This window comes from Pseudomonas syringae CC1557 (assembly GCF_000452705.1).
Classification (GTDB): Bacteria; Pseudomonadota; Gammaproteobacteria; order Pseudomonadales; family Pseudomonadaceae; genus Aquipseudomonas; species Aquipseudomonas syringae_F.
This window is the reverse complement of record NZ_CP007014.1, coordinates 1,734,961-1,751,207: the sequence shown is the minus strand read 5'-3', so window position 1 is coordinate 1,751,207 and position 16,247 is coordinate 1,734,961. Positions and strand designations below refer to the sequence as shown.

Sequence of the window (16,247 nt, the reverse complement as noted above, 5' to 3'; positions counted from 1 at the left end):
CGCAACACCGGGTTCAGATACGCCGTGCGGCGTAACGCTTGAGCATGCTGGGTACATCGAGAATCAGCGCAATGCGACCGTCACCGGTAATAGTGGCGCCCGACATGCCCGGCGTACCCTGCAACATCTTGCCCAGCGGTTTGATGACCACTTCTTCCTGACCGACCAGTTGATCGACGACGAAGCCGATGCGCTGGGTGCCTACCGTAAGAATCACAACGTGCCCTTCTCGCTGCTCTTCATGAGCGGCCGAACTGACCAGCCAGCGCTTGAGGTAGAACAGCGGCAGTGCCTTGTCCCGCACGATGACCACTTCCTGTCCGTCGACGACATTGGTAGTCGACAGGTTCAGGTGGAAGATTTCGTTGACGTTGACCAGCGGGAAAGCAAATGCCTGGTTACCCAGCATCACCATCAGGGTCGGCATGATCGCCAGGGTCAGCGGGACCTTGATGACAATTTTCGAGCCCTGGCCCTTGGTCGAGTAGATGTTGATCGACCCGTTGAGCTGGGAAATCTTGGTTTTCACCACATCCATGCCCACACCACGACCCGAAACATCGGAAATCTCGGTCTTGGTCGAGAACCCTGGTGCAAAGATCAGGTTGTAGCAGTCGGTGTCGCTCAAGCGATCGGCTGCATCCTTGTCCATCACACCACGCTTGACCGCAATGGAGCGCAGTACGTTAGGGTCCATGCCCTTGCCGTCATCGGAGATCGACAGCAGGATATGGTCGCCTTCCTGTTCGGCAGAAAGAATCACGCGGCCACCGCGGGACTTGCCCGTGGCTTCGCGCTCTTCCGGCGTTTCGATACCGTGATCGACCGCGTTGCGCACCAAGTGGACCAGCGGGTCGGCAAGCGCCTCTACGAGGTTCTTGTCGAGGTCGGTTTCTTCACCGACCAGTTCCAGGTTGATCTCTTTCTTGAGCTGGCGAGCCAGATCGCGAACCAGACGCGGGAAGCGGCCGAATACTTTCTTGATCGGCTGCATGCGGGTCTTCATCACCGCAGTCTGCAGATCTGCCGTCACCACATCCAGGTTGGAAACCGCCTTTGACATGGCTTCGTCGGCGCTGTTGAGGCCCAGACGAACCAGACGGTTACGCACCAGTACCAGTTCACCCACCATGTTCATGATCTCGTCCAGGCGGGCGGTATCAACGCGAACAGTGGTTTCAGCTTCGGTGGCTACCGGCTTCTCGCTCGGAGGCGCCGCAGCGCGTGCAGGGGCCGGAGCTGGAGCCGCTTTGGCCGGCTCGGCTTTCGCAGCAGGTGCAGGTGCAGGTGCAGGCTTGGCAGCAGGTGCAGGAGCGGCCGCAGGCGCCTTGGCAACCACCGCCTGAGGTTCGAACTTGCCCTTGCCATGCAACTCGTCGAGCAGGTTTTCAAATTCGTTATCGGTAATTTCATCCGACGCAGCCGCTTTCGAGACCGCAGGTGCCTTGGCAACCGCAGCAGCTGCAACCGGCGTCGCTACTGCAGCGTCGAACGAACCCTTGCCATGCAACTGATCGAGCAGCGCCTCGAATTCGTCATCAGTGATTTCATCACCAGCAGATGCAACCTTCTTGCTCTGCGCAGCAGGAGCCGGGGCAACTGCAACATCGGCGGCAAACTTGCCCTTGCCGTGCAACTGATCGAGCAGGGATTCAAATTCCTGATCGGTGATCTCGTCGCCGGACGCTGCACTGGCAGCCGCTGCTGGCGCAGCAGCCGGAGCGGCCGATACCGGGTTGCTGCCATGCAGCGAATCCAGCAGTTGTTCGAATTCATCATCAGTGATGTCATCACCGCCTGTCGTCTGCGCTGCCGCCGCGGCAGGAGCCTCGGCTACCGGCTCAGGTTCCGGTTCCTCAGCTACAACCGCATCAGCGGATTGTGGCTCGGCCAATCTCGCCAGCGCTGCCAGCAACTCCGGCGTGGCGGGCGTGACATCAGTCCGTTCACGTACTTGACCAAACATGCTGTTGACGGCGTCCAGAGCTTCCAGGACCACATCCATCAGTTCGGAATCAACGCGTCGTTCACCCTTGCGCAGGATGTCGAACACGTTTTCGGCGATATGGCAGCACTCCACCAGCTCATGGAGCTGGAGGAAGCCGGCGCCCCCTTTTACAGTGTGAAAACCGCGAAAAATTGCATTGAGCAGATCAGCATCATCCGGTCGGCTTTCCAGCTCGACCAATTGCTCTGACAACTGCTCCAGAATTTCGCCGGCCTCTACCAGAAAATCCTGAAGGATTTCTTCATCGGCGCCGAAGCTCATGGGGTGCTCCCTAAAATTAACCGTCAACAGATCTTAGAAGCCGAGGCTCGATAGCAGATCGTCTACATCATCCTGTCCGGATACGACGTCTTCACGTTTATCGGCATGAATCTGCGGACCTTCACCCTTGGCGAGATGTTTTTTAGGATCTTTTTCCGCAAGGATGGATTCTTCATCATGTTCGATGCCTGCGAAGCGATCGACATGACTGGCCATGAGCACCAGTTTGAGCAAATTGCCTTCTACTTCAGTGACCAGTTGCGTGACACGCTTGATGACCTGACCGGTGAGGTCCTGGTAATCCTGGGCAAGCAGAATGTCATTGAGGTGTGCGGAGACCTCGTGGGTTTCCTTCTCGGTACGCGTCAGAAAACCATCGACCCGCTTGGCGAGTTCGCGAAATTCTTCGGCACCGATTTCGCGGCGCATGAAACGCCCCCAATCTTCGCTCAACGCCTTGGCGTCAGAACTCAGACCGTTCATGAGCGGCGTGCTTTCCTCGACCAGGTCCATGGTGCGGTTGGCCGCATTCTCGGTCAGCCGAACGACATACGACAGACGCTCGGTGGCATCAGTGATCTGCGATACCTCCTCGGCCTGAGGCATGTGCGGGTCGATCTGGAAATTGACGATTGCACTGTGCAGCTCACGCGTCAGCTTGCCCACTTCCTGATAAAGGCCGCGGTCACGTGTCTGGTTGAGCTCATGGATCAGCTGCACAGCTTCGCCGAAACGACCTTTTTCAAGGCTGGTGACGAGTTCTTGCGCGTGTCTTTTTAAGGTCGACTCAAAGTCGGCCATCGAATCATTGTTATCCATAGCGCCCTCGCGGCATGCATCAGCTATTGACGCGGTCAAAGATCTTTTCGATCTTCTCTTTCAGCGCTTGAGCCGTGAATGGCTTGACTACATAACCGTTCACCCCGGCCTGCGCAGCTTCGATGATCTGCTCACGCTTGGCTTCGGCAGTGACCATCAGCACCGGAAGATTCTTCAGGCGATCATCCGCACGCACCTGACGCAACAGGTCGATGCCGGACATGCCAGGCATGTTCCAGTCCGTTACCAGAAAGTCAAAGGCGCCGCTCTGCAGCATCGGCAATGCGGTCAGACCATCATCGGCTTCCGACGTGTTGGTAAACCCCAGATCACGCAACAGGTTCTTGATGATCCGCCGCATCGTTGAGAAGTCATCAACGATGAGGATTTTCATGTTCTTGTCCAATTCGACCTCCAAGCAGTCTTTAACGCGTTCAGCACCTGAACACGCTGTTCAATCAATACTGGCACAGCACACTTCCAGCTATACGAAACGCAGACGGGCTTGGCACAACGACAGTCAAGACTGCGACTAAAGCCCATCGAGACGCTGCCCGACAGGCCCCTGCCTCGTCTATCCTGTTACCACGTAACGCTTTGCACAGCCGGCATGCAGACAACGCACGACAAACGTCGCGCCCTGCCGTCAACGCGCTCGCCACTCCCCCAAACGCCCTCGCAAACGAGCTGCGCACTGGCTGTGTAACTGACTGACTCGCGATTCGCTGACCCCTAGAACCTCTCCGATTTCCTTCAGGTTCAGCTCTTCGTCATAGTACAGCGCCAACACCAGACGCTCACGCTCCGGCAAATTGGCAATTGCATCGGCCAACGCGGCCTGGAAGCGCTCGTCTTCCAGGTCGCGCGACGGCTCGAGCGAACCGCTCGCGCCGTCCTCGTGCAGCCCTTCATGATCGCCGTCCTGTAACAGGTCGTCGAAACTGAAGAGGCGGCTGCCCAAGGTATCATTCAAAATCCCGTAATAATCATCAAGACTCAACTGGAGTTCGGCCGCAACCTCGTGATCTTTAGCGTCACGTCCGGTTTTAGCTTCAATTGCGCGAATTGCGTCACTGACCATGCGGGTATTTCGGTGCACCGAGCGAGGCGCCCAGTCACCCTTGCGCACTTCGTCGAGCATGGCTCCACGGATGCGAATACCGGCATAGGTCTCGAAACTCGCACCTTTGGTGGAGTCATATTTGGTAGAGACTTCAAGCAGACCGATCATGCCGGCCTGAATCAGATCCTCGACCTGCACACTGGCCGGCAAACGCGCCAGCAAGTGGTAGGCAATACGTTTGACCAGCGGTGCATACCGCTCGATCAGCTCATATTGTGAGTTACGAGAAGTCTTGCTGTACATCTGATAGCCGCTCGCAGTCATTGCACAGGCCCCGCGCTGGTCTGGTGGACGAGTCTCTCGACGAAGAACTCGAGATGACCCCGCGGGTTGGCTGGCAACGGCCAGGTATCAACCTTCTGGGCAATGGCCTTGAACGCCAGTGCACATTTGGAACGCGGGAATGCTTCGTAGACGGCACGCTGTTTCTGCACGGCCTTGCGCACGCATTCGTCGTACGGCACGGCACCTACATACTGCAGGGCAACATCAAGAAAACGGTCGGTTACTTTGGTCAGTTTGGCGAACAGGTTGCGACCTTCCTGCGGGCTCTGGGCCATGTTGGCCAGTACCCGGAAGCGGTTCATGCCGTAGTCGCGATTGAGCAGCTTGATCAGGGCGTACGCATCGGTGATCGACGTGGGCTCGTCGCACACCACCAAAAGCACTTCCTGAGCAGCGCGCACGAAACTCACGACTGATTCACCGATACCGGCAGCGGTGTCGATCACCAGCACATCGAGATTGTCGCCAATCTCGCTGAACGCCTGGATAAGACCGGCATGCTGGGCCGGCGACAGATGCACCATGCTCTGCGTGCCGGAAGCGGCAGGCACGATGCGAACGCCACCCGGGCCCTGCAACAGAACGTCGCGCAACTCGCAGCGACCCTCGATCACATCGGCGAGTGTCCGTTTGGGAGTCAACCCAAGCAGGACGTCGACATTGGCCAGGCCAAGATCGGCATCCAGCAGCATGACGCGCCGGCCAAGCTCGGCGAGGGCCAGTGAGAGGTTCACTGACACGTTAGTCTTACCGACGCCACCCTTGCCGCCGGTCACCGCGATCACCTGTACGGGATGCATGCTGCCCATGTTATTTCTTTACCTTGACTTGCGTAGACCGAAACCACACCGAGAACCGCACATTCACAAATGAACAATGCCTGGCAGACCGTTGATGCAGGGACATTCCAAAAATATCCATCACTTAACCCACTCTCTTGCCAGGGGTGTGATAGAGGTCAGCAAACATATCAGCCATCGCTTCCTCGCTCGGCTCATCCTGCATCTGCACACTCACGGCACGACTGACCAACTGGTGACGCCGCGGAATGTGCAGATCATCAGGAATACGTGGGCCGTCCGTGAGGTAGGCCACTGGTAATTCGTGACTGATCGCCAGGCTCAGGACTTCGCCGAGGCTGGCTGTTTCATCGAGCTTGGTCAGAATGCATCCCGCCAGGCCACATCGTTTGTAACTGTGATAAGCCGCCGTCAGCACCTGCTTCTGGCTGGTCGTTGCCAGCACCAGATAGTTACGCGACTTGATGCCACGGCCTGCCAGACTTTCCAGCTGCATGCGCAGCGCCGGATCGCTGGCTTGCAGCCCGGCGGTGTCAATCAGCACCACACGCTTGCGCAGCAGTGGCTCCAGTGCCTGAACCAGGGACTGGCCCGGATCGACATGAGTGACCGGCACGTTGAGAATGCGGCCCAGTGTCTTGAGCTGCTCCTGAGCGCCGATACGGAAACTGTCCATGCTGACCAGCGCAATGTTCTGCGGGCCGTACTTCAATACATAACGTGCCGCGAGCTTGGCCAGTGTGGTGGTCTTGCCCATGCCGGCAGGACCGACCATGGCAATCACGCCACCCTCTTCCAACGGCTCAATCTCAGGGACGGCAATCATGCGCGCCAGGTGGGCCAGCAACATGCGCCAGGCCTGACGGGGCTCATCGATGTCCGGAATCATCGACAGCAGATCGCGCGACAGCGGGCCAGACAGACCAACGCGTTGCAGACGGCGCCACAGGTTGGCCTGCTGCGGGCGGCTGCCCTGCAACTGATTCCAGGCCAGGGAGCCGAGCTGGACTTCCAGCAGCTCACGCAGACCATTCAATTCGGAACGCATCGAGTCAAAAGCACGCTGGCCGCCAGCAGGCTCTGCGGCAGGCGCAGGTGCGTAGGCAAACGGGCGTGGCGGTTCTTCGAGTGTCGGTTCGATGTGGGTGTCGACGGCGCTGCCGGTTTTACCGGAAAACAGCTGAAGGTTGACCGACGCGTCACTGTCACTGCGATTGTTCAGTTCAGCCTGAGCGGAGACGATGCGCGACTGAGTCTTGCGCAGCTCGTCTTCAAGCTCCATGTTCGGCACACGCGGGGCCAGGGCAGACAGCTTGTAATCCAGCGCAGCAGTCAGCTCTACGCCACCGGCTATGCGCCGGTTACCGATGATGGCAGCTTCCGCGCCCAGCTCATCGCGAACCAGCTTCATGGCTTGACGCATATCGGCGGCGAAAAATCGCTTAACTTGCATGACTCACTACCTCAGCCGTTCGGCCCGACAGTCGCTACGATGGTTACTTGCTTGTTGTCCGGTATTTCCTGATACGCCAGAACATGCATGTTCGGTACAGCCAAACGTCCAAATCGTGACAGCATCGCCCGGACAGGACCTGCTACCAGAAGAATCACCGGCAGCCCTTGCATCTCTTGGCGCTGGGCAGCTTCGATCAACGAACGCTGGAGCTTTTCAGCCATGCTTGGCTCAAGCAGAACGCCTTCTTCCTGACCCTGACCAGCCTTCTGTAGACTATTGAGCAATATCTGTTCCAACCTTGGCTCCAGAGTGATAACAGGCAGCTCCGGCTCAACGCCTACAATGCTTTGGACGATTGCACGACTCAAACCGACGCGCACTGCCGCAACCAAAGCGGCGGTATCTTGACTCTTTCCGGCGTTATTAGCGATGGACTCTGCAATGCTGCGGATGTCACGCACAGGCACATGTTCGGCCAGCAGCGCCTGCAGCACATTAAGCAGCGACGACAGCGACAACACGCCCGGAACCAGCTCTTCAGCGAGCTTGGGCGAGCTTTTGGCCAGCAATTGCATCAGTTGCTGGACTTCTTCATGGCCGATCAGCTCATGAGAGTGCTTGTACAGAATCTGGTTGAGGTGCGTCGCTACCACGGTGCTGGCGTCCACCACCGTGTAACCGAGCGACTGCGCCTGGCTGCGCTGGCTGATTTCGATCCAGACCGCCTCGAGGCCGAACGCCGGGTCTCTGGCGGTGATGCCGTTCAGGGTACCAAAGACTTGCCCGGGATTGATTGCCAGCTCGCGATCCGGATAGATCTCGGCCTCGGCCAGGATCACGCCCATCAGCGTCAAGCGATAGGCGCTGGGCGCCAGATCGAGGTTGTCACGGATATGCACGGTCGGCATCAGAAAGCCAAGCTCCTGAGACAGCTTCTTGCGCACGCCCTTGATACGCGCGAGCAGCTGGCCACCCTGATTGCGGTCCACCAGCGGAATCAGGCGGTAACCCACTTCCAGGCCGATGATGTCGACGGGGGTCACGTCGTCCCAGCCCAGCTCCTTGGAGTCCTGAATGCGGGTCGGAGACGGCAGCAGGTCTTGCTGGCGCTGCACTTCGGCGATGGCTTCGACCTTGACCTGATTTTCTTTCTTCCACAACAGGTAGGCGCCGCCAGCGGCAACCAGCCCGAGACTGATGAAGGAAAAGTGCGGCATGCCTGGCACAAGGCCCATGACGATCATGATTGCAGCGGAAACACCCAGCGCCTTCGGCGAGGCAAACATCTGGCGATTGATCAGCTTACCCATCTCTTCCGAACCGGAAGCACGGGTCACCATGATCGCCGCGGCGGTGGACAGCAGCAGTGATGGCAATTGCGCCACCAAACCGTCACCGATGGTCAACAGGGTATAAACACGGCCTGCATCGGCGAACGACATGTTGTGCTGCAGGATACCGACCAGCGTGCCGCCGATCAGGTTGATGAACAGAATCAGCAGGCCGGCAATCGCATCACCGCGGACAAACTTGCTGGCACCGTCCATGGAGCCGTAGAACTCTGCTTCCTGAGCCACTTCGGCACGGCGGCGCTTGGCTTCCGGCTGATCGATAAGACCGGCGTTGAGGTCGGCGTCGATGGCCATCTGTTTGCCGGGCATCGCGTCGAGGGTGAAGCGCGCGCTCACCTCGGAAATACGACCGGCACCTTTGGTGATCACCACGAAGTTGATGATCATCAGGATCGCGAAGACCACAATACCGACGACATAGTTGCCGCCGATGACCACTTCACCGAACGCCTGAATCACCTTGCCCGCAGCCGCGTGACCGTCCTGACCGTGCAGCATCACCACCCGGGTGGAAGCAACGTTCAGCGCCAGACGCAACAACGTGGCGACCAGCAGAATGGTCGGGAACACCGAAAAATCCAGCGGCCGCAGTGCATAGACGCAGACCAGCAGCACGACGATTGAGAGTGCGATGTTGAACGTGAAAAACACGTCCAGCAGAAACGGTGGAATAGGCAACATCATCATTGCCAGCATGACCAGCAACAACAACGGAACGCCCAACTGACCACGGCCCAGGCCAGTGATATTGCTGCGTGCGCTACTGATTAATTGAGAGCGATCCACTGATTCGTTACCTGCGCACTAGATCAAAACATTGACGCCAAAGGCGCCCTGTATCGACCCTGTTGCAAAAACCTGTCCAACTTTTACAAAGCCAGTACTGACAGAGGTTTGCGTGCGCCTGAAGCGCTGACTTACATGAGTAACCGACGTATCGGACGGCTGGCTGAACAGAGGACGCAGCGCGTCCGGAATGGCATGCGAGGCAGAGCGTCGCACGATAGTCGAGACGCTCGCCCCCAAAAGAACTAGGCGTCGCGCTGCAGATCCGGCGGGATCTTGATGTCGCCCAGTGGATCAGGACGTTTGCCCTGGCCAGCGTGGAACTGGCGGATCTGGTAAACATAAGCCAGCACCTGAGCCACGGCCAAGTACAGCCCGGCGGGAATTTCCTGGTCCAGCTCGGTGCTGTAGTAGATGGAGCGAGCCAGCGCAGCCGACTCCAGGATCAGTATCTGATTGTGCGCACCAATCTCGCGAATCTTCAGGGCCACAAGGTCTGTGCCCTTGGCCAGCAACATCGGCGCCCCGCCCTGTTCGGGATCGTATTTCAAGGCGACGGCGAAGTGCGTCGGGTTGGTAATAATGACGTCGGCCTCGGGGATCGAGGCCATCATCCGCCGCTGGGACATTTCACGCTGCAACTGGCGAATGCGCTGCTTGATCTCCGGGCTACCCTCACTGTTCTTGTGCTCGTCGCGCACCTCCTGCTTGGTCATCAACAGTTTCTTGTGCGCCTGATACAGCATAAACGGCACGTCCACGGCAGCAATGAACGCCAGACCGCAGGCCATCCAGAAGCTGCTCCAGCCCACCACCATCAGGCTATGAATCATCGCCTGCTCAAGCGGCTCGTGGGCGATGGCTACCAGGTCCGTGCGCTCTTTGTTCAGTACCACCAGCGCAACCGCCAGGATGATCAGAAATTTACCGAGTGACTTGAGCAGTTCGACCAGCGCGCTTGGCGAAAACATGCGCTTGAGCCCGGCCGCCGGGTTCATCCGGCTGAACTTGGGCATCAGCGGCTTGGCTGTAAACAGCCAGCCGCCGAGCATGATCGGCCCTACCAGTGCGGCCACCAGCATGGCAATCAAAAACGGTAGAATCACCAGCAGCGCATGCAGCCCCGAACTGAGTAGCGCCTTGCCCATGTAAGACTGATCCATCAACGTTTCACGCGATATCGTGAAATTGTCGCGCATCAGCTCGGACATCATCAGCGCGATGTCGGAACCGAACATCAGCAACCCGCCCGCCCCCATCAACATCACCACCAGAGTGGTCAGTTCCTTGGAGCGCGCAATCTGGCCGTCGGTCCGTGCGTCCTTGACCTTCTTTTCCGTGGGGTCTTCTGTCTTGTCCTGGCCATTCTCGTTTTCTGCCATTTCAACGAGCCCTCACCATATCGCGCAACGCCTGCAATGCCTGGGTGGCAATCGGCTGATACTGATTGAGAATATCGCCTATGGTCATCCACAGAATAACCATGCCCATTACTAGGGTCAGCGGGAAACCGATCGAGAAAATGTTGAGCTGCGGCGCGGCGCGAGTCATGACGCCAAAGGCGATGTTGATGATCAGCAACGCCGTGATCGCAGGCAATACCAGCCGCAGCCCGGAACTCAATACCCAGCCCAGCCCGTTCGCCAGCTCCCAGAAATTATTGACCAGCAGACCACTGCCGACCGGCATCGTGGTAAAGCTCTCGACAAGAATTTCCAGCACCACCAGATGACCGTTCATCGATAGGAACAGCAGCGTGACCAGCATGGTGAAGAACTGACCTATCGTGGCCGAGGACACGCCGTTGGTGGGGTCGACCATCGACGCGAAGCCCATACCCATCTGCGTGGAGATGATCTGCCCCGCAATCACGAAGATATGGAAGAACAATTGCAGCGACAGCCCCATCCCGGCACCGATGATGATCTGCTCGCCGATCAGCAATAACGCACTCAGATCAAGCGCCTCGACCGGCGGCATGGCGGGCAACGCTGGCGCGACCACTACAGTGATTGCAACCGCCAGGTACAAACGCACTCGGCGTGGCACCAGCGTGGTACCGATGATAGGCATGGTCATCAGCAACGCGATGATCCGGAACATCGGCAGCATGAAAGCCGCAACCCAGGTACTGATCTGGGTATCGGTCAGCGCGAGCATCGGCTGCATGCGGCTAGCCGATCAGCGTCGGAATACTGGTGTACAGCGTCAGCATGTATTCCATGAAGATTTTCAGCAGCCAGGGGCCGATGGCGATCAGGGTTACCAGCATCACCAGCAGGCGAGGCAGAAAGCTCAAGGTCTGTTCGTTGATCTGGGTTGCGGCCTGAAACATGGCCACCAGCAGACCGCATAACAGGCTGGGCACGACAAGAATGGCGACCAGTACCGTGGTAAGCCACAGCGCTTCGCGGAACAGGTCAACAGCTACTTCCGGCGTCATCGGGCAGACTCCTCAGTGAAACGGCTCATACGCCACCAAAACTGCCAGCCAGGGTGCCGACAATCAACGCCCAGCCATCCACCAGCACAAACAGCATGATCTTGAACGGCAGGGAAATGATCAGCGGCGACAGCATCATCATACCCATGGCCATCAGCACACTGGCGACCACCAGATCGATGATCAGGAACGGAATGAAGATCATGAAGCCGATCTGAAACGCTGTCTTGAGCTCGGAAATCACGAATGCCGGAACCAGAATGGTCAGCGGCGCGGCATCCGGGGTCGGAATGTCGGTACGCTTTGACAGGCGCATGAACAGCTCAAGGTCGCTGGTACGGGTCTGCGCCAGCATGAAATCCTTGATCGGCACCTGCGCCTTGGCGACCGCATCCTGCGCCGAAAGCTTCTCGGCCAGATAAGGCTGCAAGGCGTCCTGATTCACCCGGTCAAATACCGGCGCCATGATGAACATGGTCAGAAACAGCGCCATGCCGGTCAGGATCTGGTTCGACGGCGTCTGCTGCAGGCCCAAGGCCTGACGCAGAATCGAAAAGACGATGATGATCCGGGTAAAACTGGTCATCAGCATGACAAACGCCGGGATAAAGCTCAGCGCGGTCATGATCAGCAGGATTTGCAGGCTGACCGAATATTCCTGCTGACCATCGGTGCTGTTGGACAGCGTGATCGCCGGTATCGACAGCGGATCAGCCGCCAGAACGGAAGGCGCCACCATGACCAGCAACAGCAGTATCAGGAAACGCAAGGCGCCCATTACTTCTTGTCCTTATCCTTGCCCATCAGCTCCATCAGACGCTGAGCGAACTCGGGCGTCGTCTGCTCGCGCACCGGCACGTGTACCGGCTCCTTGAGTACATGCAGGGGCGTGATTCGACCCGGCGTAATACCCAGCAATACCTGCTCAGTGCCAATTTGCACCAGCACTAGACGATCACGCGGCCCAAGGGCACGCGAACTCACCAGCTCGATGACCTGACTGTTGTTCGGACCGACGCGCTGTACCCGGCGCATCAGCCAGGCCAGCACGAAAATCAGGCCGACCACCAGGATCAGGCCGAACAGCAATTGCACCAACTGCCCGCCCATGCCCCCGGAAACGGTGCTGGCCACTTGCGCCGGGGCCGCCTGAACAGCGGGCTCGGCGGCCCAGGCCAGCGATGGCAGGGTCGACAGTACACTCAGCCAGCGCTTCATTCAGCGCAGCTTCTTGATGCGTTCGCTCGGGCTGATCACGTCAGTAAGACGGATGCCGAACTTCTCGTTGACCACCACCACCTCACCGTGAGCGATGAGCGTGCCATTGACCAGCACATCCAGTGGCTCGCCCGCCAGACGATCCAGCTCGATCACCGAGCCCTGGTTGAGCTGCAACAGGTTGCGAATGTTGATATCGGTGCTGCCCACTTCCATGGAGATCGATACCGGGATGTCCAGAATCACGTCCAGGTTCGGACCATCCAGGGTGACCGGGCCGGTGCTCTTCGGCATGCTGCCAAATTCTTCCATGGCCAGACGGCTACCCGAATTCCCGGCGTCCGCAGCCAGCAACGCGTCAATGTCCGCTTGCCCGCCGTCGCCGGCCTCGCCCAGTGCAGCAGCCCATTCATCGGCCAGTGCCTGATCTTCAGCAGACGTCATATCGTTTTCATCAGCCATCAGTTGTCCTCTGCACACAGTCTTTCAGTTACGCAAAATTTCCGACGTTGACCTGACAGGTCAACGTCGTGCTATGGGTTCGATTACTTGCAGGGCCATCTTGCCCTTGTGCGAGCCAAGCTTGACCTTGAATGAAGGCACGCCGTTGGCACGCAGGACCAGCGATTCACTCAACTCTACCGGAATCACATCGCCGGGACGCATGTGCAGAATGTCGCGCAATGGCAACTGACGCTGCGCAATGGTAGTCGTCAATGGCACGCTGACATCCAGCACGTCTTCCTTGAGCGCATTGACCCAGCGCTCGTCCTGATCGTCGAGGTCCGACTGGAAGCCGGCATCGAGCATTTCGCGGATTGGCTCGATCATCGAGTACGGCATGGTCACGTGCAGATCACCGCCACCGCCATCGAGTTCGATGTGGAACGTCGAGATCACCACTGCCTCGCTTGGCCCTACGATGTTGGCCATGGCCGGGTTCACTTCCGAATTGATGTACTCGAAATTGACTTCCATGATCGCCTGCCAGGCTTCCTTGAGGTCGATGAATGCCTGATCCAGCACCATGCGCACGACGCGCAATTCGGTTGGCGTGAACTCACGACCTTCGATCTTGGCGTGACGACCGTCGCCGCCGAAAAAGTTGTCCACCAGCTTGAAAACCAGCTTGGCGTCGAGAATGAACAGCGCTGTGCCGCGCAACGGCTTGATCTTGGCCAGGTTGAGGCTGGTCGGCACGTACAGCGAATGCACGTACTCGCCAAACTTCATGACCTGAACGCCGCCCACTGCCACATCCGCAGAGCGGCGCAGCAGGTTGAACATGCTGATACGAGTGTAACGGGCGAATCGCTCGTTGATCATTTCCAGGGTAGGCATGCGCCCCCGGACAATCCGGTCCTGGCTGGTCAGGTCATAACTTTTGACGCTACCCGGCTCGCCGGGGCCATCGGTCTGGACCATACCATCGTCAACACCATGCAACAGCGCGTCGATTTCGTCCTGGGAGAGCAGGTCTTGCACGGCCATGTGAAAATCCTACTGCAATACGAAATTAGTGAAGAGCAACTGTTCGATTACAGTCTTGCCGAGTTCTTTCTGTGCGACTTCCTGAATGCTTGCGGTCGCTTTCTGACGCAGCATTTCCTGGCCGATCGGCGAAGCCAGCGATTCGAATGGAATCCCCGCGAAAAGCATGACCAGATTGTTGCGAATCAGTGGCATATGTACTTTCAGCGCCTCCATGTCCGCCGCATTGCGCCCGAGCATGGTGATACTGACCTGCATGTAACGCTGACGGCCATTGGCGTTGAAGTTGACCACAAACGCTGGTGTCATCGGCTCATAGACCGCCACCGGCTTGACGTTGGCCGCCGCTGCGGCTGCGGCCGGATCTACCTTGCTTTCGCTCTTGTGCATGAGGAACCAGGTAGCACCCACCGACAAACCCACCGCCAGCAACAGCGCCACAACGGCGATCATGATGAGCTTGAGTTTACCTTTGCCTTTGGGTGCGGGTTCTTTAACGTCTTCGCTCTGCGCCATGCCAATAATCCGTCACTATTCAAGAGTTTCTTCAATACGTGACAGAGGCTGAGCAAGTGTTATGCCAGAGTTGTACGGGAAGGGATGTTATTGGACACAACTGGCGACGCGCGCGGCCGCGCAGGCGTCATGACTCTCGCGCCAATGCGCCCTGTCGGCACGAGAATCAGCATCAAAAACAGGCTCACGCGTAATAATCGATCTCGCTGGTGCCAATCACGCGTGCGGCCGGCTGGCTGACGGGAATCGCAGCATCGATGCCTGCGACCTCATCGGACGTGTCACTGGAACCCATGCCGTTGCCACGGCCGCTGCGCTGCGCACGACTGGCTTGTTCCTGGGCCTGCTGCTGGGCCTGTTGTTGCGATTGATCGGATACGTTGACGTCCACCTGGCCGAGGCCTTGCTGAACGAACGACTCGCGCAGTTTCGACATCTGGTTTTCCAGCGCATCGCGCACGCCCAGGTGGGCGCTCATGAAGGTCACCTGAGTCTGCTGATCCGGTGCCATGTTGATGCGGATGTCCAGACGCCCGAGTTCAGCGGGCTCCAGCTTGATGTCGGCGCTCTTGAGGTTCTGGCTCGACAGGTACATCACGCGGTCGACGATGCCTTCGGTCCAGCCGCTTTGATGCATTGCCAAGGGCTGATTCATCAGCGGCCCAGCCGCGGGTGCTGCTGCCACACGGGCCGGTTGCGCTGCTTGGCTCAATGCCGCGAGACGATCGGCGAAGTTATCGACACGGGTATCACCCGTAGCGCTTTTGACTTCTTTGAGGCCTTCACCGATCAACCCGCTGAAGGACTTGTCGCTGCTTTCGGTGCTGCTGCCGTCCGAGGGAAGCTGCTCGCTCAAGGCCGACAGGTTATTGACTAAATTCTGTGTCGGATCAGCCTCTGCGTTCGACGGCGTCGCTTTGCTGGCAGCCTGGGCGTTCTGCGCAGCCAGCTGAGTCTTGGCAGTGGCATTTTCCAGCGCCAGTTGCACCGCATCCAGACCCGCCAGAGGATCAGCGTCGGGGTTGAAAGCCGCTTCGGCGACGACGGGGGCGGCTGGCGTGGCAGCCGTTGTGGCAAGCGCCACAACCGCAGGCGAAACCTTGGTTTCCGCACCCTGCGTTTTGACGGTTGGCGCAACGGGAGCCTGCACAGTCATTGCCTGAAGGGCTGGATCGAGTGCGGGATCAACCACCGCAGGGGCATCGGCCAGCGCCGCATCGGCAGCTGCCTTCGCGTCGTCCTGCGTGGAATCTGCGTTGGCTGCGTCATCGTCGGCAACAGCAGACTTGGCAGGCAAACCATTGCCGCTATCGGCAACAGTCGACTTGCTATCGGCAACAGTCGACTTGTCAGCGGCATTCGTTTGATCGTTTACCGGTTTGTCCTTGCCAGCGGCAACCTTGTCCTTGTCGGGCGCAGCCTTCTCGCGGCCGGGTTTGACCGGCGCATCATCGCGCGCCGGAACAGTGTCCCTGGCCTGCTTTGCATAGACGTTGGAAAAGCTGGAAGCCCCGTCCTTGCTGCTGTCGGCAGACTTGACCGAGTTGTTCGCCACACCGGACCGGGAGGTCGCAGCGGTGGTGGCCTGTAGAAGGGCGTTGGGGGCAAGGGGCATTTCGGTCTCCGCATGAGCAGCTGGTTATCTCAGTACCAGCAAAATGCAGGCCAACTCCGATAACGCACTCATCC

Annotated in this window: 16 protein-coding genes; all 16 read right to left on the bottom strand. The window is 58.4% G+C overall.

The features are described 5' to 3' along the window. Positions 1–13 precede the first annotated feature (13 nt). The gene (locus N018_RS08215; RefSeq protein WP_024643906.1) at positions 14–2,269 is read right to left on the bottom strand and encodes a chemotaxis protein CheA; all 2,256 of its coding nucleotides are present in this window, start codon (positions 2,267–2,269) and stop codon (positions 14–16) included. 33 nt (positions 2,270–2,302) lie between these two features. After that, positions 2,303–3,088: a protein phosphatase CheZ gene (locus N018_RS08210; RefSeq protein ID WP_024643905.1), complete on the bottom strand. Its 786-nt coding sequence runs from the start codon at positions 3,086–3,088 to the stop codon at positions 2,303–2,305. Between the two features lie 19 nt (positions 3,089–3,107). Next, positions 3,108–3,482 carry a chemotaxis response regulator CheY gene (locus N018_RS08205; RefSeq protein WP_172678989.1) on the bottom strand — a complete coding sequence of 125 codons (375 nt, stop codon included), beginning with the start codon at positions 3,480–3,482 and terminating at the stop codon, positions 3,108–3,110. A gap of 252 nt (positions 3,483–3,734) precedes the next feature. Further along, positions 3,735–4,475, bottom strand: a complete 741-nt coding sequence (fliA, locus tag N018_RS08200; protein ID WP_003378731.1) for an RNA polymerase sigma factor FliA — start codon at positions 4,473–4,475, stop codon at positions 3,735–3,737. Then, positions 4,472–5,305, bottom strand: coding sequence for a flagellar synthesis regulator FleN (gene fleN / locus N018_RS08195; protein ID WP_003412391.1), 834 nt, complete (start codon positions 5,303–5,305; stop codon positions 4,472–4,474). The genes fliA and fleN overlap by 4 nt, the downstream gene beginning before the upstream one ends. A 115-nt stretch (positions 5,306–5,420) precedes the next feature. Then, the gene (flhF, locus tag N018_RS08190; RefSeq protein ID WP_024643904.1) at positions 5,421–6,749 is read right to left on the bottom strand and encodes a flagellar biosynthesis protein FlhF; all 1,329 of its coding nucleotides are present in this window, start codon (positions 6,747–6,749) and stop codon (positions 5,421–5,423) included. 11 nt (positions 6,750–6,760) lie between these two features. Next, positions 6,761–8,890: a flagellar biosynthesis protein FlhA gene (gene flhA / locus N018_RS08185; protein WP_024643903.1), complete on the bottom strand. Its 2,130-nt coding sequence runs from the start codon at positions 8,888–8,890 to the stop codon at positions 6,761–6,763. Positions 8,891–9,135: 245 nt separating this feature from the next. Next, on the bottom strand, positions 9,136–10,272 hold the full coding sequence (gene flhB / locus N018_RS08180) for a flagellar biosynthesis protein FlhB (protein WP_024643902.1): 1,137 nt from the start codon (positions 10,270–10,272) through the stop codon (positions 9,136–9,138). A gap of 1 nt (position 10,273) precedes the next feature. After that, positions 10,274–11,059: a flagellar biosynthetic protein FliR gene (gene fliR, locus N018_RS08175; protein WP_038401128.1), complete on the bottom strand. Its 786-nt coding sequence runs from the start codon at positions 11,057–11,059 to the stop codon at positions 10,274–10,276. 4 nt (positions 11,060–11,063) lie between these two features. Beyond that, positions 11,064–11,333: a flagellar biosynthetic protein FliQ gene (locus N018_RS08170; protein WP_024643900.1), complete on the bottom strand. Its 270-nt coding sequence runs from the start codon at positions 11,331–11,333 to the stop codon at positions 11,064–11,066. Positions 11,334–11,358: 25 nt separating this feature from the next. Beyond that, positions 11,359–12,111: a flagellar type III secretion system pore protein FliP gene (fliP, locus tag N018_RS08165; RefSeq protein ID WP_024643899.1), complete on the bottom strand. Its 753-nt coding sequence runs from the start codon at positions 12,109–12,111 to the stop codon at positions 11,359–11,361. Then, positions 12,111–12,551, bottom strand: coding sequence for a flagellar biosynthetic protein FliO (gene fliO, locus N018_RS08160; RefSeq protein ID WP_024643898.1), 441 nt, complete (start codon positions 12,549–12,551; stop codon positions 12,111–12,113). Before fliO ends, fliP begins: the two co-directional genes overlap by 1 nt. Continuing rightward, entirely contained in the window at positions 12,552–13,013 is a 462-nt protein-coding gene (gene fliN / locus N018_RS08155; RefSeq protein WP_024643897.1) for a flagellar motor switch protein FliN, read from the bottom strand. A gap of 60 nt (positions 13,014–13,073) precedes the next feature. Further along, positions 13,074–14,042, bottom strand: coding sequence for a flagellar motor switch protein FliM (fliM, locus tag N018_RS08150; RefSeq protein ID WP_024643896.1), 969 nt, complete (start codon positions 14,040–14,042; stop codon positions 13,074–13,076). Between the two features lie 9 nt (positions 14,043–14,051). Continuing rightward, positions 14,052–14,558, bottom strand: a complete 507-nt coding sequence (fliL, locus tag N018_RS08145; RefSeq protein WP_025389306.1) for a flagellar basal body-associated protein FliL — start codon at positions 14,556–14,558, stop codon at positions 14,052–14,054. A 184-nt stretch (positions 14,559–14,742) separates the two neighbouring features. After that, complete coding sequence (locus tag N018_RS08140; protein WP_025389305.1) at positions 14,743–16,173, bottom strand: flagellar hook-length control protein FliK; 1,431 nt, start codon at positions 16,171–16,173, stop codon at positions 14,743–14,745. Between the last annotated feature and the right edge of the window lie 74 nt (positions 16,174–16,247).